Annotated in this window: 19 protein-coding genes and 1 tRNA gene; 10 read left to right on the forward strand and 10 right to left on the reverse strand. The window is 37.0% G+C overall.

Annotation, left to right across the window (positions count from 1 at the left end; genetic code table 11):
• Positions 1-40: 40 nt before the first annotated feature.
• The 3 genes from TY21_RS00445 (at position 41) to TY21_RS00455 (ending at position 2,926) form a co-directional block, all read left to right on the forward strand.
• Positions 41-1,210, forward strand: coding sequence for an SAM-dependent methyltransferase (locus TY21_RS00445; RefSeq protein WP_042242721.1), 1,170 nt, complete (start codon positions 41-43; stop codon positions 1,208-1,210).
• A gap of 93 nt (positions 1,211-1,303) precedes the next feature.
• Positions 1,304-2,704 carry an alpha/beta hydrolase gene (locus TY21_RS00450; protein ID WP_042242718.1) on the forward strand — a complete coding sequence of 467 codons (1,401 nt, stop codon included), beginning with the start codon at positions 1,304-1,306 and terminating at the stop codon, positions 2,702-2,704.
• 139 nt (positions 2,705-2,843) lie between these two features.
• Positions 2,844-2,926: transfer RNA gene (locus TY21_RS00455), tRNA-Leu, on the forward strand.
• Positions 2,927-3,364: 438 nt separating this feature from the next.
• On the opposite strand, the gene TY21_RS00460 is transcribed toward TY21_RS00455, so the two are convergent.
• From TY21_RS00460 to TY21_RS11600, 5 genes are all read right to left on the reverse strand, one after another.
• Complete coding sequence (locus TY21_RS00460; protein ID WP_158622986.1) at positions 3,365-4,177, reverse strand: nucleotidyl transferase AbiEii/AbiGii toxin family protein; 813 nt, start codon at positions 4,175-4,177, stop codon at positions 3,365-3,367.
• A 38-nt stretch (positions 4,178-4,215) separates the two neighbouring features.
• Positions 4,216-4,803 carry a type IV toxin-antitoxin system AbiEi family antitoxin domain-containing protein gene (locus TY21_RS00465; protein WP_042242712.1) on the reverse strand — a complete coding sequence of 196 codons (588 nt, stop codon included), beginning with the start codon at positions 4,801-4,803 and terminating at the stop codon, positions 4,216-4,218.
• Between the two features lie 316 nt (positions 4,804-5,119).
• On the reverse strand, positions 5,120-5,383 hold the full coding sequence (locus TY21_RS11240; RefSeq protein WP_232044369.1) for a hypothetical protein: 264 nt from the start codon (positions 5,381-5,383) through the stop codon (positions 5,120-5,122).
• 66 nt (positions 5,384-5,449) lie between these two features.
• Positions 5,450-5,914: a helix-turn-helix domain-containing protein gene (locus TY21_RS00475; protein ID WP_042242709.1), complete on the reverse strand. Its 465-nt coding sequence runs from the start codon at positions 5,912-5,914 to the stop codon at positions 5,450-5,452.
• A gap of 224 nt (positions 5,915-6,138) precedes the next feature.
• A complete protein-coding gene (locus tag TY21_RS11600) occupies positions 6,139-6,267 on the reverse strand; it encodes a hypothetical protein (protein WP_255501503.1) in 129 nt (42 codons plus the stop codon).
• 73 nt (positions 6,268-6,340) lie between these two features.
• Between TY21_RS11600 and TY21_RS11245 the strand changes: the two genes are divergently transcribed.
• Positions 6,341-6,628, forward strand: a complete 288-nt coding sequence (locus TY21_RS11245) for a helix-turn-helix domain-containing protein (protein ID WP_042242706.1) — start codon at positions 6,341-6,343, stop codon at positions 6,626-6,628.
• A gap of 145 nt (positions 6,629-6,773) precedes the next feature.
• A complete protein-coding gene (locus TY21_RS00485; protein ID WP_042242703.1) occupies positions 6,774-7,187 on the forward strand; it encodes a hypothetical protein in 414 nt (137 codons plus the stop codon).
• 263 nt (positions 7,188-7,450) lie between these two features.
• Here the strand turns inward: TY21_RS00485 and TY21_RS00490 are convergent, their stop codons facing one another.
• Genes TY21_RS00490 through TY21_RS00500 form a run of 3 tightly spaced genes read right to left on the reverse strand, consistent with a single transcriptional unit; the run spans position 7,451 to position 9,477 of the window.
• Complete coding sequence (locus TY21_RS00490) at positions 7,451-7,729, reverse strand: translation initiation factor (protein WP_042242700.1); 279 nt, start codon at positions 7,727-7,729, stop codon at positions 7,451-7,453.
• A 40-nt stretch (positions 7,730-7,769) separates the two neighbouring features.
• On the reverse strand, positions 7,770-8,552 hold the full coding sequence (locus tag TY21_RS00495; protein WP_042242697.1) for an ABC transporter permease: 783 nt from the start codon (positions 8,550-8,552) through the stop codon (positions 7,770-7,772).
• Positions 8,542-9,477, reverse strand: a complete 936-nt coding sequence (locus tag TY21_RS00500; protein WP_052354602.1) for an ABC transporter ATP-binding protein — start codon at positions 9,475-9,477, stop codon at positions 8,542-8,544. Before TY21_RS00500 ends, TY21_RS00495 begins: the two co-directional genes overlap by 11 nt.
• 235 nt (positions 9,478-9,712) lie before the next feature.
• Here TY21_RS00500 and TY21_RS00505 point away from each other — a divergent pair, with 235 nt between their 5' ends.
• From TY21_RS00505 to TY21_RS00525, 5 genes are all read left to right on the forward strand, one after another.
• Positions 9,713-10,849, forward strand: a complete 1,137-nt coding sequence (locus TY21_RS00505; RefSeq protein ID WP_158622987.1) for an ABC transporter permease — start codon at positions 9,713-9,715, stop codon at positions 10,847-10,849.
• A gap of 8 nt (positions 10,850-10,857) precedes the next feature.
• Entirely contained in the window at positions 10,858-11,544 is a 687-nt protein-coding gene (locus TY21_RS00510; protein ID WP_042242691.1) for an ABC transporter ATP-binding protein, read from the forward strand.
• A gap of 235 nt (positions 11,545-11,779) precedes the next feature.
• Entirely contained in the window at positions 11,780-12,853 is a 1,074-nt protein-coding gene (locus tag TY21_RS00515; RefSeq protein WP_042242684.1) for an HlyD family secretion protein, read from the forward strand.
• Entirely contained in the window at positions 12,846-14,318 is a 1,473-nt protein-coding gene (locus tag TY21_RS00520) for an efflux transporter outer membrane subunit (RefSeq protein ID WP_042242682.1), read from the forward strand. The genes TY21_RS00515 and TY21_RS00520 overlap by 8 nt, the downstream gene beginning before the upstream one ends.
• A 359-nt stretch (positions 14,319-14,677) precedes the next feature.
• Entirely contained in the window at positions 14,678-15,085 is a 408-nt protein-coding gene (locus TY21_RS00525) for a hypothetical protein (protein ID WP_130589438.1), read from the forward strand.
• 477 nt (positions 15,086-15,562) lie between these two features.
• Here the strand turns inward: TY21_RS00525 and TY21_RS00530 are convergent, their stop codons facing one another.
• Complete coding sequence (locus TY21_RS00530) at positions 15,563-16,345, reverse strand: hypothetical protein (RefSeq protein ID WP_042242670.1); 783 nt, start codon at positions 16,343-16,345, stop codon at positions 15,563-15,565.
• Between the two features lie 773 nt (positions 16,346-17,118).
• Positions 17,119-17,820: an MgtC/SapB family protein gene (locus TY21_RS00535; protein ID WP_042242667.1), complete on the reverse strand. Its 702-nt coding sequence runs from the start codon at positions 17,818-17,820 to the stop codon at positions 17,119-17,121.
• Between the last annotated feature and the right edge of the window lie 598 nt (positions 17,821-18,418).

The following is an 18,418-nucleotide window of genomic DNA, read 5'->3' on the forward strand; positions in this document are numbered from 1 at the left end:
CTTATTTTCAAATTCTAAATTCTTTATTATTTAAGCCATTATGAAGTTAGATAAAATAAATTCTTTGATTCAAGAGCTTTTACAAGAAAATAGCTTTTTACAGGCCATATTAAGTTCCCCACGAGATAGAATTCTTTCTCAGAAAATTACCATTCGCCCTTTTTCTATTAAAAATAAGTGGAGATTGCAATTTAGCCATCAGCAAAATCAAAAGGTTATCCATAAAAATTATTCTGTAGAAGAAGGAACTGAAAAAATTCTCGAAGCTTTAAAACATTATAAGCAAGCTCTTTTTTGTACCGTCTCTAAAGATTATCAGATACTTATTAGTAAAAAAGGTGAGGCAACTATCATTCATAAGCCTGCTAGTAAAAAAGCTACTCCTTTACTCAATCACAACCGCTCAAAAAATTATCTTCTTAAGGAAAATGAGCCCATTCCTTTCTTGCAAGAGCTAGGTGTGAGCTCTAATTTGGGAAAAGTTTTACCGGGAAAACGCGATAAATTTTGTCAAATCAATCGTTTTTTGGAAATGGTCCAGGATATTGTTCCTTATTTTGCTAAAGATAAAACTTTGCAAATCGTTGATTTTGGATGTGGCAAAGCTTATCTAACTTTTGCACTCTATTACTATTTACATTTTCAACTCAAGTATAAGGTGCAAATTACAGGATTAGATTTGAAAGCTGATGTGGTAGTCCAATGCCAGAATTTAGCCAAGAAATTAGGTTTTACTCATCTGCATTTCATACAAGGGGATATCAATGCTTATATGGGAAATGAACCTATAGATTTAATGGTCTCCTTACATGCTTGCGATACAGCTACCGATGCAGCCTTAGAAAAAGCCGTGCGCTGGCAGGCGCAAGTAATTATGGTAGTTCCTTGCTGTCAACATGAGCTATATAAACAGGTGCAATGTGAAAGCTTAGAGCCTCTTTTATCCCATGGCATATTAAAAGAGCGTTTTTCTGCTTTAGTGACTGAGGCAGCGCGCGCCAAGCTATTAGAAATTTTAGGTTACAAGACTCAAGTTATCGAATTCATCGACATGGAACACACTCCCAAGAATCTATTGATTCGTGCGATTCGGCAATCAAGCAGCGAAACTCGTCACGCTGAGCTTTTAAAGCAATATTATCAATTTAAAAAAACTTTAGAAATAAAACCTTTTCTGGAAAAGTGTTTTATTCAAGAGTTAATATCTTAATATTAAATTAATATCAATTTATTCTGAATTTAAATAATAACAATTAAAATAACACTTAATTTATTTATATAAAAATAAAATGAGTGCTATTTTATGGTAAATCTTTTTTCGTGGTCGCAATTTTCAGAAACCTGTCTTAAAGGTGAATTAAAGTCTTCAGTTTTAGATAAGAAAACACTGTCAAAAAGTTTGGATGCCTATTTAAAGACTGAGCTTAAGGTCGAGCTTTCTCCCTCTGCTGCTAAAATTTTAAAAAGATATGCTTTTCATAAAGCTGGAATAAAAAGCGGGCAGCAAAAAAATTTAAGTTCTCTAAAGGCTTGTCAGGTGTTTGAAAATTATAATGAACTTTTAGGAAAGATAAGATTCGAATTTGAGTCTTTGGGCTTTGTGAAACCCATTAAGCCTGTTGGTTCTAAAACAATGACTTGGCTTTCTATCTTTTCTTCAAGTATTGCTAACAAACATTGGGAGCCTAAAATAAAAGCTAACATTCAAAAACTATTTGATCAAGCTTACAAAATAAACCTTATTAACAAAGTGGTTTTTAAGAAAGATCCACATATCGAATTGGAAAAGCTTATTTCCCTAGAATTAGTAGGCAAGCAATTAGCCTACTTTAATCCTAAAGAGGGTGAGCGGTTCCAAATTCCTTTTGAGGGTCGCATGGTAGAGTATGAAGCAAGTGAAATCCGTCTATGGATGGGAATGTACGCTTATGGTTTCAAAACGGTAGATGAAAATGAAAAGGCGCCGCCTATTTTAGCTTTTTCTGGAACACGTATTGGATTATCGCAAAGAGGTTTTTTAGCCACATTAGCTGCCGACTTTGATCCTCGTGGGGTGGGTTATATTGCTTATGCAAGGGGAAAGAAAAACATCACTCAATGGTTAGAACAGAATAAGAATGCATTGGTAACCGGCCATAGCCTAGGCGGCGCTCTTGCACGCTATACAGCAATAGATAATCCTAGCTTAGTTCATGGGGTTTTCTCTTTCAATGCTCCAGGCATATCGGCAACCTATGGGAAAAAATGGGATGAGCTTAAAACAAGGCTGCCTCACCGCCGTCCGCATATGTATAATTTCCACCATAGTGAAGATAAAGTTCCTACGTTTGGGCAGCGTTATATCGGAAAAAATTATCAAGTCATCTGCTCAGTAGAAAAAACTGTAAAGCAGCGCTTTACTGCACAGTATACTATCCATAATAAAATGTTGTTTTGCAGAAAAATTGCTATTCTTTGCAAAGCTAATCCTAAACCAAGCCTATCTTTAAAGATGCAAAGATTTGTGGGCATCATTCCCTTTATCTTTTTTATTTCCTTACTTTTTATTAATCGAGCGCTATTTGGCCTTTACGATTCTAGGCCCTATGCTTCGGTTTTTGGACCCTTGCGTTGGGTTTGGCGTCAATTAATCACTAGACAATTAACTATAGAGCAATTGAATAGTGAGTATTTGCAACCTAAAGAGGCCGCTACTGCGGCATGAAAAAAAAGCTAAAAAATAAATGAGAGGCTAGCCAGCCTAGGTAGCGATCGAAAGAATAGGATTGCTGTTAGAGGAGTTTTTACCTTTTTTGCTTGCAGTTTTAGGCTAACAAGAATTATGATCATCTTTAATTTTTTTAGCCGATGTGGCGGAATGGTAGACGCGGTAGACTCAAAATCTACTTTAGGCAACTAAGTGCTGGTTCGAGTCCGGTCATCGGCATATCCCCGGAGACATTTTCAGAAATGACAATGTTTTCGGTTTTTTCTTTTTGTAACTCTCTCGTTTTCTGAAGGATAAGCGACAAAACTGGATTCATTCCTTCGGTTCGATACTTTCCATCTGCAAAAATCAATTTTCCTGGAATATCGAACCAAGCATTTTCCGTTTCACGTCCAAGGGTGCCATTTGGAAGTAAATATCCATGTGGGTCAAAAGGTTAATTCCGTAGCGGCTATACTTTTCAAAAGCCGTGTCAGTAAGTTTCATATCTTCCATATCGCGCTTTAATTTCTCAATCTGGTCTTGAGTATGACACTTAAGGCGGTTATAGGAGTCTACCTCTAATTCACCAGTTATAAATCTCTGTTGATCAAACTTGAGCAGATTGGCTTCGTGACTGGTTAGTTGACTCTTCAGTTTAGCAAGCTTTCGAACTTTTTATTTTATGTTTTTGCTAACTAACCATTCATTGATCCTAGAAAGCAAATCATCAAAATTCTTAGGGAGAGTATTCTCATCAATCTTTAAGCCGTTCAAGTAGCTTTGCCAAAATGTCCTAAGTTGCGGTAATTCGGCTATTTTATATGCGATAGGAAGCTTTAAAGCCGCACCTCTATGCTCAAAAACTGATTCTATAATTAATTTTAAATTGCGAAAAGAAGTAGAAAACTCGTTGAGGATAAGTGAATGCACATCATGAAAATCTTTCATGCGACTGTTTAAAAACCCACGATAAACGATGGTTTCTAATTTTTCTGCAAATATGAATTCTTTAGGATAGCAGGAAAGATTCACGCTCGATTCAAATATAGCTCCTTTTGCGCCCTTAAGCAAAGGAATCGAATATTGAATTGGTTCAACAATATCTCCAAAACCAATATCGATTGAAAGCTTGCGCTTAATTTGCCCAAAGTAAGCCATTGCGCTGATTTCAGCTCCAGAGTAACGCATATGAGGATGAGTAAGTTGATCCACCTTAATATTTTGGAAAGTAAAGCCATCATCGAGTTCTATCTTTGAGACTTCTTCAAATATAAGAGAAAGATCATCAACTCTGTTGCTAACTCCATTGGCAAGAAAATCTAAGTCTTTAGTTTCTCGGCCTAGATTAATGTATTTAGACAATAATACGGCGCCTTTTAAAACAAATCGCTCTCTATGATTCGATTTTGCTAAGCGCACAAGAAATCTTTCTAAAATAAGGTTTTGCCAAAGGTCAGCTGGATCCCGACGTGTTTCTTTGGCAATCACTCGCAAACGAGCTTTAAGAGATTTTTCTAGATCAGCAGTCATGTGGTATAAGACAAAATATAAGGGTTGATATTAACGCGCAAAATGTTCGCGTATTCAATTAATTTCTTTGAATCAGGCTTTATATCCGCTAATGTAAAATATTGCCTTAATGCCTTAAGAGCGATTTCTTTACTTAAGTAACGAAAAGCATCTACAATTGTTCGCTCTCTATCAAAAATATGAACCGTGTACTCTCCCATGGTGAGTGTTTCCTTTCCAAGGTCAGTATTACGCATTCTCACAATATGAGCGTTAGGACGTTTTGGTGAACGTCTTTGATTTGGGATGGCGATCCAAGCTTCACGCATGATTTGATCTGTTAGGTCGTAATAACAAAGAGCAGAAATGAGACAGATCACTCCTTCTGGAATACTAGCTGCTGTAAAAGCTAGGTTTTCCAAGTCAAAATCTACTTTTGGTTCATAAGTGGAGGATCGGTAAACACCTGGACAAAGTTTTTCCAAGATACCATTTTTAGTTAAATAGATAACAGACCATCTTGGAATGCCTTGATTTTCCGCTTCTTTAAGAGTAAAAAAAGGCCTGTTTAACAATTTTTCTAATTTATCTTCGTATTTTTTCATACTAGCGATTCTACAAAATGCACTCATTCATGTCAATTGAGTACATTTTGGGGAATCTATTCAAAAATAACCTAGAAATACCAATTGACAAATGCTGGGAGTTGCGTTTATCAACTTCCTTTAAAATAGAAGAGTCTTCTTGGAAGAGAAATCGTAATGATAGGTTTTTGGAGGTTTTTTCAAACTTAATCTGGTTTCTTGCACTGCTTTCATAACTTTGCTGGGACTCAAATCGATTAGATGCCTTAGAAATTCGTCAGGGTGCTGAGCATCAATCCCATATTTGGCCACAGCTGATGGAGGAAAATCCGATAAACTATAGGTCACAATAGTTTGTGCGTTTGCTTTGATGGCTGCTTAATACATGTCGATCATCTGGGTCTGGTAGCTTCAAATTGTCAATCAGCTCTTCATAGTCAAAAACTAAACAATCTTTGACATGTAAGTCCATTTTGGCTCGTGTCATTTCCAGACGCTCTTCAGTCAAGTCCGATCGATTTTTTAAAAGGCTGCGCATCCATTCGCAATGAATATCTTTTGTCCATTTCGCTTGATAAAGCTCTGTTAATGCGAGTCGCATCAGAAGATCTCTTAGAGGAGCTGGATACAAGACGCATGAGTCATAAATCACGATAAAGCTAGCCATTTAATATCCCATATCCAGGTTTTGTGCTTCTTCAGCCAACTCATCTAGAATTTTACGACGTGCTGCGTCAATTTTAGCCTTATAATCCATTAAATCTTGGAACAGAATTCGGCGCCTTGTCCCTACCTTACGAAAGGGAATTTTTTTTTCTTCTAGAAGTCGAATCAGATAAGGGCGTGAAACGTTAAGTAAATCTGCAGCTTCTTGGGTTGTAAGTTCCGCATGCACAGGAATTAACGTGATTGCATTTCCTTCTGCCATTTGAGTGAGCACTGTCATCAACAGCTTAAAGGCTGAAAAAGGCAAGGTAACCGAACTCTGTTGATAATTATCAGTTTCAAGTAGGATTTTAACGGTTTTTCCTTTCTGCAAGTCCATGGAAGAAAGGATACGGCTAGAAGCTCGAGCTAATTCTACCTCGCTTTCGCTAGGCATAATAGGCTCAGGTAAGTGAAAAGATTGCATAACCTAGATACTCCTATTAAATGGTCTTCTATTCTTACAATAGCACTTATTCGAAATATTCGCAATGTAAGAAATAATCGAAACGAGATTGGCAGTAAGGTCTTGGACGGTAATGCTTTTTGGTTTTTTCGGACCACGCTAAGTGAGGGAGGGTCTTGCTATTGAGTAATGTGTATTACATTAGTTCTATTTATATTAGGGAGATAAAGGAGAGCAACTTCTCTTTAAGTTCCCGGCAATACTAGTAAATCCTCTTTAACCCTAGAAGGAGCCTCTCCAGGGCGAAGAAGCCGAACATCTAAGAAGGCTTGAAGTTCATAGAGCTGTTGCATTCCTTCGATGAATTGGTTCAAGAACGCTCCGGTGTTGGGCATATCCCAGGACACTTCTCTAATATAAGGTAAGAGTCAAATCGGAAGGATTATTATGGCTAAAAAAGTTTTATCTACCCATGAAAGGCTTGCTCAAGATCCAGCTCATAAGAAAAGGATTGGTGAAGAACACCAAGAGCTTTTATTATCTGAGTTGATCATTGCTTTAATGGAGGAAGATCATATTTCTGTTAGAAAGCTTGCCAAAGTAGCAGGCTTATCACCTTCTATCGTTCAAGACATCCGATCAGGCAAAAAGGATAACCTAACGCTTATATCCTTTGCAAATATCATTTCTGCGTTGGGATATTCTATTGTATTGGAAAAATTGCAGGATAATTAACGTACACCAAGAAAGTTATGAGCTCCCGGTTTGAGTAAGCACATCTACATCATTGTAATTAAAAAGCTTGAAAATATTATTTAATCCCGATAAGTTATCATCTTTAACGGTGCTTTACCCTTAGAATTGATTTAGGAGTTGTTTTATGATTAGAAGTTCATATCCAATACTTGACGAAGCTTTTTGTGCTATTCAAGGCTTTGCTGGAGCTCATCTTGTAAATGCCATTAAAGGTGCAAAGATTCTTAATCCTTCCACTGCAGCTATATGTTTTGCGGGTATTGCTTTAACAGAAAAGGTTGTTTATGAATTAAGTAAGCGTATTATTCCTGGATCTACGATACTTTTAGGTCCCATCCCTATCGGAGCTAAAAATATTGTATCTTATAGTTTAGCTACCTATACAACATTTAAAATTATGAAATTAGCCGGCTTAATTTTAGCGATACCAAAAGGGATCGTAGTTATAAGTGCTGTCTGCTCAGTAGCTTTGGTAATAGGTGGTATTGCCACTATTATAAAACAGCCTTTTAAATCTTTTGATCAACGTCTACAATAGCATATTGCATCTACAACCTGGACTCTTTACCCATGCAGCTTAAGGTGGTTTGTAACCTAATGTCTAAGTCATCGGTTACTAGGGGCCTTCCCTAATCTCTTATACAGCATCTTTGACCCGCCGTTGGCTTGTCAGAGGTCGTGGCGCACAATCATCAGCATAACTTTTTAAGCCCTAGGTTCTTCCTATTTTTAAATTTGCTTTCTTTTTATCTAAAGCGTAAGCTTTGGCAACTTCTTTCATTCAAAGAATAAAAGAATTTTTTAAGAAGATTTAATGCCATATTCCTCTAAAATTTTTCTAACTTTGCTGACGTTATCTCCTTGGATTTCAATATCTGCATCCTTGATTGCACCTCCGCACCCAAGCTTTTTTTTGAGATGAGAGGCTAGATGAATGAGCTCGTTAGAAGGCATATTTAAATTTAAAATAGCTGTTAAAATATTTTTACCTCTTTTGACTAAACGAATCTTTACGCCTTTCGAAGGCTTTGAAGAAGTTGGTTTGCTGGGTACCCATTGTCCTTCAATTGTAAAAGGCATATTTCCTCTTTAAATCAGTGTTAGATCAAGGTAAAAGCTTTTATTCTAAGCGCCCTAAACCCTTTTGGCGGCTCTTTTCAAACATCCATTTAAAAAGAAAAATAGAAAATGTTAGGTAAATAGCGTTCAAAGTTAAGCTATAAAAAAGGTAGATATAAGGGAAGGGTTTTTCATCTAAAATACTTCGCATGCCCTCGAAAATATAGGTGGAGGGCAGGAGCCAGGAGATTTTCTGGGCCCATGCGGGCAAGATATTTACAGGATAAAATACAGCACTGAAAGGCGCAAATAGAAAACCGATCATCCAAGCCAACATTTCGACTTGATGGCCCCAGTAAATAATGATACTGGCGGCAACAAAGCCGAGGGTCCATCCAAACATAAGTAGCAAGATAGCAAAAGGAAGAAATGGCCATCCCACGGTAAATACGTTTAATGTATAAAGTAAGTAGACTGTAACTGCTCCAAAGGCTACTGTTAAAATTAGCTTGCATAAGCAGAGTAATATCGTTCCTATTATCCATTCACAAATCTTTAAGGGAGTAGAAAAAAGGTTAACTAAGTTGCGATTCCAGAACTCTTGAAGAATATTTATAGAAATATCCACCGATCCACGCCAGGTCACTTGCCAAAAGATTAAAGCTGTCATAAGCACCAAAGGAAGATTGGCTACATGATTTTGGTGTTGTATCCACCGTGAGGTTAAGCCCCAGAGAAGAATATCTACAAGAGGCCAGTAAAAGATATCGGATAGCTGGTTGGGTCCTTTAATCGCATTATAATAATAACGAAAGAAAACGCCTTTGATTCTACTAAAGTTCATTGTTCTTCTTGGCTATATGGTGAAAGAAATCATCGAGAGAAGGCTCTTTTATTTTAATAGTGGCATAGTTTACTCCTTCTTTACTTAAAGCATGCAGAAAAGCAGGAATTTTATCTTCTTCGATGAGAATTTCGATATTTCGATGATCAACACTATATTTAAAACCAGCATTTGCGGCTACTGCTATGGTACGATTAAGGCCTGCATGTACGCATAATTTAACGTGAACGGCTGAAATGCTTTTAGCTAATTTTTCGGGAAGATCGTCAGCAATGATTTTACCCTCTTTAAGGAAAATTGTACGATCACAAACTTCCATGACTTCTTCCATTTTATGAGAGGAAAAAAGGATAGAAAGCCCCTTTTTATCTCTTTGTTCAAGAAGAAAAGAACAGATGTCGCTGGCTATATCAGGATCTAACGAGGCGGTAGGTTCATCTAAAAGCACTATCTGAGGATCAGTAAAAAAAGCTTTAACTAGCATGAGACGAGTGACTTGCCCCGCAGATAATGAAGCTACCCGCTGATTCCTCTTCCCAAGGATTCCAAAGCGTTCTAAGAGGGGATCAAATTTTATAGCACTTTCCTTTCGGGTAAGACCATAGAGTAGACCAAAGACTTCTAGGTTTTCTTTAACGGTTAGAATCCAAGGAAGACTGGTGTAGGTGCTGGCAAACGAAACCTTCTCAAGGATTTTTGAACGAGTTTGAGCAAAGTCTTGTTGGAAATAAAAAATAGCTCCCGAAGTGTAGGCCAGTGTACCCAAAAGCATTTGAATTGTAGTCGTCTTGCCTGATCCATTAGGTCCTAGCAACCCTAAAATTTCTCCTTTTTTTAAATCAAAAGAGATTTTATCAATCGCTGTAAAAGGAATTTTTCCAGGGTAAATCTTTGTAAGATTTTGAACAGAAAGAACATTAATCATATAAGCTTTTTTATTCCCTCACATTAACTAGGATAATAACTTATATCACTCTTTAGGCTTTTCCCTCAATAGAGAGCAAAGCTTCGATTTTTTTAAAATGATTGCTTGCTAAAGATTATAATTTTTTTTATATAGGGTAAGTTTGCTATGTTTGCTGTAAGTCGAGTGCTTTTTTTTCAAGCGCTAATTTTAAAATATCTTAGAGATTCTTATCATGCTCGTAGTAGCTTTTAAAATGCTAATAGGAGATAAAGCTAAATTTTTAGGTCTTATATTTGGCATTTTTCTTTCCAGTTTTCTGATTTGCCAGCAATCGGCTATTTTTTTAGGGCTAGTGGAACGTTCCTATCGACTCATCACAGACATACCTACTCCAGAAATTTGGGTGATGGATCCAGGAACTGAGCATATAGATAAAATACGCGAAATGTCTGACAGCCAAATTGATAAGGTTAGAAGTGTTCCCGGAATCCTTTGGGCAGCCCCGTTGTCGATGACCTATTTACCTTTAAAGCTTTCTAATGGGTTGTTCCATGAAGCTCAAGTGGTGGCAATCGATCAAAATTCTCTGTTAGGTGCTCCTCAACACATGGTTAAAGGGGTGGTGGAAAGCCTGCGACACGAGGGAGGCATTATTTTAGACCAACATGCTGTTCAAAAAGCTTTAGTGACTGATGGGGCCGATGGTAAACCTTCTTATCTTAAGCTAGGGGATAGTTTGGAAGTAGCTGATCAGTACGTTGTCGTTGTGGGCATCGCTCAATTAACCTTAGGCTTTTATCCTCAACCAATTATGTATATGGCCTATCAGCAGTATAAAAATCTAACGCCTTTTAAAAATCGTCATTTAGGTTTCATATTGGCCAGAGTACAGCCTGGAGAAAATGTTGAAAAAGTGGTTCAACATATAAAAGATCAAACTGGGCTTTCAGCTTTCACTCGAGAAGGATTTAAGTGGCGTTCCATCTGGTATTTCTTAGGTACAGGCGTGTTGATTAATTTTGGAACCACAGTCCTTTCAGGTTTTTTGCTAGGCATTGCTATTGTAGGTATTATGTTTTATATGTTAACGATTGACTCTTTGCCCTTTTTTGCCATGCTCCGTGCTCTGGGCGCCACCCCGCTTACCATAGCTCAGATGATATATTTCCAAGCGTTGGTCGCAGGAATCATAGGCTTTGGGCTAGGATTAGGGGCTGCAACTTTAGCAGGTCAAATGATTATCTTGTCGCAAGGTACGATTGCATTTCTATTTCCCCCCTTAATTTTATTACTTGCAGCTTTTACGATCGTTTCAATTAACTTATTGGCAGCCCGGATATGTATCCGCAGAGTTTTGAAAGAAGATCCTAAAATTGTAATGAGCAAATAGACAAAAATATGGCACAAGAAATAGCTGTTAGATGTCAAGATGTAGTAAAAAGCTATGGCACTGCTAAGATGCAACAGATGGTCCTAAAATACTTGACCGTTGACTTTTTTAGTGGCCAGTTAGCTTTTTTAATGGGCCCTTCAGGATGTGGCAAAACAACCTTTCTTTCTATCATAAGCACCATATTAAAAGAAGACAAAGGAAGGATCCAAATCTTTGGAAAAAATACTCGCGATTTGAATGAGGAAGAGAAAACTAAGTTCAGATGCGAAAATATTGGGTTTCTTTTTCAAAATTTTTATTTAATGCCCTCTTTAACTTGCATTGAAAATATTGAATTACCTCTTTTATTACAGAATAAGTCTAAACAAGAAGCAAGAAATCGTGCCTATGAAGCTCTAGCAGATATAGGTATTGCTCCTTTAGCCAATCGATGGCCTCAGGAGCTGTCAGGAGGTCAACAGCAGCGGATAGCTTTAGCTAGAGCTCTTATCCATCAGCCTCAATTAATCATTTGCGATGAGCCTACCAGTTCTTTGGACCATGCAAACGGATTAATCGTGATGAATTTATTAAAGACGCATGCCTTAAAATCAAAAAATGCAGTGATTGTAGCTACCCATGATAAAAGAATATTAGAGTACGCTGATCGCATCATAGAATTGAATGATGGAATAATCGAGAAAATCTATTAATTTTTTTAAGATTTTTTTAAAGGGGAATGAGAAGGTTTTTTAATTTCTTCTCACTTATAGCAAAAAGCCACTCCCGAGCAAGCTGCGAAGCTTTACAAAGAAGATGAGCTAAAAAATAAAAAAGGTTGTTTAAAGACTGGTGATAGCCTCTATGAAAATAAGAAAAAAGGAGCTGTTTTTTTATAAACCTTAAAAAGGGCCAAATAATAAGATTATTTAAAAGCATGGCAAGAGGATGAACCAAAAACGAAAATATTTCATAGTTTTAGCTTTATTAGCTTTTATAGGGCTTTTAGCAGCTAACTGGATGGTCTTTTTTAAAAAAGAGCCTAATATTCATTACTTAGAAGATCCTTATTTACATTTTATTGCCAGAAAAAATGCTATATTTGGTATGGGCATAGTCATTCCAAGAAGCGAAGAGGTCGCTATCCGAGCTTCTAATGAGCGAAGAATTGATAAGGTTTTTGTTAATGAAGGTGATAAAGTAAGTCTAGGTGATCCTCTGCTTCAATTAGAAAATAAAGAATTGCTTCATGAGATGGCAGCAAGCGAAGCAGCTTTAGCAAAGGCAAAGACGCAATTAGAGCGCTTACGAGCTCTTCCTAGAAGTGAAAACCTAACATCTCAGCAAGCTCTTCTCCATCAGTCTAAAGTAGAACTAGATGAAGCCGAAAGGCAACAACGATTAGCTCAAGATCTCCTAGCTAAGCAGGCGATAAGCCCCGGAGAACTTAATCAAAAGAATTATCTTGTAGAGGTAGAAAGAGCCAAATATGACTATTTAATGGCTCAACTTCAGCAATTGAAGGCAGGCGCTTGGCAACCTGATTTGGATGCAGCAAACTTTGAGGTGGCGTATCAAAAGGCTCTTTTAGAGCTTTCTCGCCAGAAGTTAGATGATACTTTAATAAGAGCTCCGTTAGAGGCCACGGTATTAAAGGTTAACATTCATGCGGGTGAGTTAGCTCAAGCCTCTAAAGCAGAACCTTTGATGATTTTAGGGGATATTGAAGAGTGTTTTGTAGAGGTGTCGGTTAATGAAGATGAAATCTCTTATCTTAGGCCTTACCAAGAGGCAATAGGTTTTTTTAGAGGAGAAAATCATAAGCCTATCCCTTTAAGTTTTGTAAAAATTAAGCCTCTGATGGTTCCTAAGAAAAATCTTACGGGCTCAATTATGGAACGTATAGACACGCGAGTAGTGCAGCTCATTTATCGCTTTAAAACCTCACAGAAATGTTTTTTTGTCGGTCAAGTAATGGATGTTTTTATACCAGATTCTAGAAATGACACCCACCATGAATAAGTTTTTTTACCTCAGCCTAGCATTAATAGCGATGAGTGGTATCTATACTAGCTGCCAGAGGATAGGCCCTGCTTATAAAAATCCTCAAATAAGGCTGCCTGATCACTGGGAGATAGGGCAGGATCAGATCTTACTTAAGCAAGTGCCTTCAGTGGTCCAAGAAGAGGATGAGTTACCTAACTGGTGGGCAGCGTTTCACGATGCGGTGCTTGAGAGATTGATCAATAGAGCTTTAGAAAATAATCCCGAAGTTCATATTGCTTATCAGCGCCTTCAAGAATATCAAGCTTTATTGTTAGAATCTAGAGCGGATTATTTCCCTATGGTTCATATGGGTATGGGTCATACTAACGCAGTCTCTCCAGCAGATGGGATTCTTTTTCAGCAACCAAGCTTGATCAATTACTTAAAAACTCAAAATGTCAAAAACCAAAGACGTTATGATTTCTTTCATCTGGGCCCTATGGTTTCCTGGGAAATTGATTTGTTTGGAAGGCTTCGCAGTGAAAATTTGGCAAGAAAAGCAGAACTTGGGGCTTCCCATGAGAATTTGATGGCTATTCAACTTTCAATTACAGCAGAGGTCTCAAAAGCATATCTTCGATTAAGAAGCATTCAACATCAATTGTTAGCAGAGGAAGACTATCAGCAAATTCTGCAAGCCCGAGCTAATCTTTTAAAGGAACGATTAGTACTTAATCATTCCACTTTAGACTCTATCGCCCAGGTTGAAATAAAAATTTGTGAAAGTAAAAATGCCATCTTACAGTTTAAGAAATATTTCGAGCAATATAAACACCGATTACTTACTTTGATGGGGGAGACCCTATGGCCTTTTGAGGAAAATCTTTTATGCTATGCGCCTATGCCTCGACCTAAGGTTCAGGTAGCTTTAGGGGTGCCTTCTGATTTATTGCATCAGCGCCCCGACATACGTCAGGCAGATCGCGAGCTAGCTGCTGCGACTTATCGTATTGGAAGAGTAATGGCCGAAGCTCTACCTCATTTTGCCTTAATAGGGAGTATTGGGGGAATGAGTAAGCAGCTAGCAGATATTTTAAGTTTTAAAAATTTGTATTGGCTATACGAGCCTTTAACCTCTTTTCCTTTATTCGATGCAGGCAAAAATAAAGCCAGTGTAAATGTCTATAAAGCGCGCGCCAAAGTAGCTTTTTCCCATTACCATCAAAAGCTTTTAAATGCTGTGGAAGAGGTTCAGCTTGCTTTACATTCGCTGCAAAGTGAAGAAAAGCGGTTGGCAGAGAATAAAAATATCTATTCATATGCTGCTAGTTCTTTAAAGAGAGCGCATCTTCTTTATCAGCAGGGCATAGGTGATTTCGTTGCCTTTAATCTAGCAGAGGACGAGGCTCATCGGCGGAGGATGCAATGGCTTGTAGCGGAAGAAGAATATGCCTTAAGTTATGTGACTTTATGCAAAGCCCTAGGAGGTAAAGTTAATTAACAAAGAAGCTCTTAATTTTTTATCTATTAATTATATTATCTTTATAAAATGCGAAGTTACTCTACGATGAGAAAGATATTTATTTTATTTAGTAACTTGATTTGTAGAGTGATTATTTATATTTAGTGAAGTGTTTTCTTATTAATGAAGCAGGCCGATGAGCATTCTAGTTGTTTTTATTAAAATCTTTCATACCTTCTCTTCCTTTTCTTACATTTCGCTTTTAAGGCACCTTATCTGTCACTAAATTGCGCTTATTTTTTTATTTAAAAAAGCTTGAAAATTTTTTGGCTGATCTCTAATCTTTTTATATTAGAGGTTTAACCTTAATCTATAAGAGGTTTTTTATGACATTCCCCTTGGCTCCTTTAGATTCTTCTATTAATCATATAAATGCTGTTAACAATTTAACAGATTATAAGAAAGAAGAAAAAGAATTTAAACACATTGAGGCAAAAAAAGTACAGTTAGCGAGTGAAAGGAAACTCTTAAGTTTTAAAGAAAAACAATTAATACATAAAGAAACACATTTAAGTGCCGAGCTAGAAGATCTTTACACTGAAATAGAAAATTTTGGGTTTAAAGAAAAAGAACTAAATCCTAAATTCACCCAGTTAAATTTTAAAGTAATAAAGTTAAGCCAAAGAATCGAACAGCTAAGGGATGAAGCTCAACAATTAGATGCTAAAGTAGCACTCTTGCTTCTGCAAACTTATCAATTAAAAGTTAATGTAGAATATAGAGCTAAGAAAGGAAAAGAAACATAAGACCTTATAATTTAAAAAATTGCAGTTAATTAAAAATTCAAGTATATTATTTGCGATTCGATAAAATTTATGATACTTATTTACGGTAAGTATATAGATCATAAAGCGAGGAGGAAGAGATTTCAAGCGTAGCGGCCTATTAAAGAAGCAGAGAGGAGATGTGGCAAAAAGCAAACGCCTAAAGCTATGCATGATTATCAGAACATCAAATTTATCTAATAATCAGGAAATTCTTAGGGTAAAATTTAACATTTTTAAGATAGTTAAAAACCTGAGAGAAACTGTTTTAATTTATAAAACTTATTTAAACCCTTTTTTTCTTATCTATTTGTCTTATTTATTTTCTTAATGTAAGGAAAGTAGCATATATTCCTAGCCAAGCGCTTGTAAATTTTGACTTGTATAGAAAACTATGAGAGAAGAGGAAGCTTATTTGTTTTGTCGGCTATTGAAAAAGATTAACCACTAAAGAGACTTTTAGCTTGCGGCGGCTTCTTCGTGCACAATGCTCGTTTTCTCTTCCTCAACATTACCTTTATGGGGAGGTCTTAAAGGAGGGGTGCTTTTATCTTTTTTCAGCAAAGCTTCTTTTTTTCTTCTATCTCTTTGGCTTAACAGTTTTTCTTCGTCATGTTGATCATCTGCAGGCCTAGTTTTTGTTGGTTGAAGAGTTTCTTCTTCTGCTGTTTGGTCAGGAGTGACAGTTTCTGGCTGTTCCTGGGAAGGAGAAAAGTTTTTCTTCCACATCTCCTGAATTTGTTGAAGAGCAGCTATCTTTCCCTCATATTTTTTGAGTTTATCTTGTAATTCTTTATCTTGAGCCAAAGAATCGCTGTGTTGCAGCATATTAAGGCGCTCTTTATAATACTCTACAGAGATCTGCTTAGGTGCTTCTAGCTTGCTATATTTTTTTAATATTTCATTAAGGCTACCAGAAGAGGTGGTGTTTAGAACAATAGCTTCTAATTTTCCTCGAGCCTCTTTTTTTGCTTGCCCCAGGCCTAAGTCAAGCGCATACTGCCCCAAGCGATTCAATTGATCATCATTAAAATGCTGCAGATATTTATGACGGCGGCCATCAGTCTGCATATTACTAGGAAAGAAGACTGTAAATTTTAATTCTTTACCTCCTACCCGGAGGATTTTTATCGCACTTTTCCCGTCGGAAGATATGTTAAAGCCCTGAAAAATCTTTTGTTGAGATTCTGCAGGCTGTTGAATCATAAGGTTTGGGCTAGCTTGATGAAGAGGATTAACCATAGAAGCTCCACGAGTTAAAAATAAGCATTCAAACACTATTATACTTGTTTATATAAATTAAGGATATAATTTTATTATGAATAGTCTTTTAAATATATAATAGAGAATTATTTCTTTCCGAATAAGAGAAACGAATAAACTTACTCCGGTTTATGCAAGCGATCACGGGATAAGCTCAGCTTTAGATAGGATTCTGCGAGCATCTGCAAGGTCAAAATGTTTGCAAATATCTGTTTTTCTATTTCTTGCACACTATCTGATTTGCATTATCTTCTTAGTATCAAGAGCTTAAGCGGGTTCCCTCCCTATGATCGCTTACCTGTTTATAGATATCCCTAACTATTAGGAATTTAGTGGCTTAAATGATCTAATCGTTTGGTTTGCTATAGTAGGGCATATACTAGCTCTTATCCCCTAAGCTATCAACATGGCTCTTGAGATATTCAAAATTTTGCTATCTTATTCATTTCTAGGGGGTTAGGGTTCAACGCTGCTCGCTGATAGGCTAGCTGCCTAGAGAAAAAATCTTCTTTCAAGCTTCTTGTAGAGCTGCCTACCTTTATCATTTTTTCCCTAGCCTTGAATAAATTTTGAAGCATCATTTTTTAGTGCCTTTAAGGTTTGTCCGTCTCGCGGCTTTAGTCTTTCTCCTCTTTTTGGAGACATTAAAAGATTTATACTCTGAATCTAAGAGGTTGGTCAAAAAGGCGAGATAACCAAAAATAAAAAAGTTAGGTTTTAAGGTTAAGGAAAGGTTAAAGATCTATTGAGAGCTAGGGGAAGGCTCCTGCATCATCAATAAGTTCGATATTTTCAATGCCCTCTAGCTTACGTAGTTCATCAATTATTTCTATAAAATGAGCTTGGGAAGCAGCCTTGAACAATAAATGAAAAATTTCTTTATCTCCTACTTTTTCTATTTGTAGGCGGCTAGAATCATAACGTTTATTTAAAGTGATTAAAATCTCTTGCAGGGAAGCTAAGTGAATAGCACCATTTTTGGCGCCAAACCGTAGACCTACGGCTCGATTTTTTTTGATAAATCTTTTTTCAAGAGGTTTTATTCCAGCAAGGATGACTAGAATAAGCAAGGTTGTGCTAACTGCTGCCAAGTAAAGCCCTCCTCCAATAGCTAGACCAACTGCCGCCACGGCCCATAAGCTTGCTGCTGTTGTCAGACCGCGGATCACATTTTTTAAAAAAAGGATGGTGCCGGCTCCTAGAAAACCAATTCCGCTAACCACCTGGGCAGCTACGCGTGAAGGATCTAGATTAATTAGTCCTTCATGCACGACTTCATGGAAAGCGTACTGGGAAACAAGCATGATAAGGGTAGATCCTAGGCATACAAGCATATGCGTGCGTAGGCCAGCGACCCAGCTCAATCGTTCTCTTTCAAATCCGATTAAACCACCCAGCACGCCTGATAGCAAAAGTCTTAAAATCATTTCCTCTGCAGGTAAGGCTGGAAGCATAAATATCTACCTTTAGTATGTTTACATTTGTTGATTAAGACTGATTGGATAATATTTTATCAATACTTTCAAGAATATTTTGATTTAAGCTTGTTTTTTTGCATAGTTTTAGGGGGAAAATCATATAGGCTACCGAAAGAAAAGGTGAGAAAAAGGGTGAATAAGGCAGGTTGCGTCTATACGATTTGACTTGATTAGAGCCTTAGCAGCTAGAATAAAGAGAGGAGATAAAAAAAGAAGAAATTGCTTGCAGGTGAGGTTTTCATAATTAGCCGCTTGGTTACCGTGCTCCAGCTTGTTTTTAAAGGTTTTATCCTGAAGGGTTGCTAATAATTTTAATCCAGGGCAGGCTAAATCCCGTTGGCCTAGAAAGAAGATCTTACGTCGCAAATTTTTTTATAAGCATGCAATCATGCTAGGGTTATCTATAAGGCAGGTGAAAATAATCTTAGGAATTATATCGCTTAAAAACTTGTGAGAAAAATGTCTAATTTTCTAGCAAGTTTTGCTCTCTCAGTAAATTCTTTATACTTGAAAGCTTAAAGCGTCTATGTTTAGCAAGCCTCAAGCGATTAGCTTTCTAAAGTGGATACCAAGC

The sequence above is a fragment of the Neochlamydia sp. S13 genome, from assembly GCF_000648235.2.
Taxonomy (GTDB): Bacteria; Chlamydiota; Chlamydiia; order Chlamydiales; family Parachlamydiaceae; genus Neochlamydia.

Excerpts from the sequence above, each read along its gene's own strand:
- TY21_RS00465 (WP_042242712.1), bottom strand. The coding sequence starts at position 4,803 with ATGAAAAAATACGAAGATAAATTAGAAAAATTGTTAAACAGGCCTTTT.
- TY21_RS00510 (WP_042242691.1), top strand. The coding sequence starts at position 10,858 with ATGGCACAAGAAATAGCTGTTAGATGTCAAGATGTAGTAAAAAGCTAT.
- TY21_RS11240 (WP_232044369.1), bottom strand. The coding sequence starts at position 5,383 with ATGCGACTCGCATTAACAGAGCTTTATCAAGCGAAATGGACAAAAGAT.
- TY21_RS00520 (WP_042242682.1), top strand. The coding sequence starts at position 12,846 with ATGAATAAGTTTTTTTACCTCAGCCTAGCATTAATAGCGATGAGTGGT.
- TY21_RS00485 (WP_042242703.1), top strand. The coding sequence starts at position 6,774 with ATGATTAGAAGTTCATATCCAATACTTGACGAAGCTTTTTGTGCTATT.
- TY21_RS11245 (WP_042242706.1), top strand. The coding sequence starts at position 6,341 with ATGGCTAAAAAAGTTTTATCTACCCATGAAAGGCTTGCTCAAGATCCA.
- TY21_RS00505 (WP_158622987.1), top strand. The coding sequence starts at position 9,713 with ATGCTAATAGGAGATAAAGCTAAATTTTTAGGTCTTATATTTGGCATT.
- TY21_RS00445 (WP_042242721.1), top strand. The coding sequence starts at position 41 with ATGAAGTTAGATAAAATAAATTCTTTGATTCAAGAGCTTTTACAAGAA.
- TY21_RS00475 (WP_042242709.1), bottom strand. The coding sequence starts at position 5,914 with ATGCAATCTTTTCACTTACCTGAGCCTATTATGCCTAGCGAAAGCGAG.
- TY21_RS00495 (WP_042242697.1), bottom strand. The coding sequence starts at position 8,552 with ATGAACTTTAGTAGAATCAAAGGCGTTTTCTTTCGTTATTATTATAAT.
- TY21_RS00515 (WP_042242684.1), top strand. The coding sequence starts at position 11,780 with ATGAACCAAAAACGAAAATATTTCATAGTTTTAGCTTTATTAGCTTTT.
- TY21_RS00530 (WP_042242670.1), bottom strand. The coding sequence starts at position 16,345 with ATGGTTAATCCTCTTCATCAAGCTAGCCCAAACCTTATGATTCAACAG.
- TY21_RS00450 (WP_042242718.1), top strand. The coding sequence starts at position 1,304 with ATGGTAAATCTTTTTTCGTGGTCGCAATTTTCAGAAACCTGTCTTAAA.
- TY21_RS00535 (WP_042242667.1), bottom strand. The coding sequence starts at position 17,820 with ATGCTTCCAGCCTTACCTGCAGAGGAAATGATTTTAAGACTTTTGCTA.
- TY21_RS00490 (WP_042242700.1), bottom strand. The coding sequence starts at position 7,729 with ATGCCTTTTACAATTGAAGGACAATGGGTACCCAGCAAACCAACTTCT.
- TY21_RS00500 (WP_052354602.1), bottom strand. The coding sequence starts at position 9,477 with ATGATTAATGTTCTTTCTGTTCAAAATCTTACAAAGATTTACCCTGGA.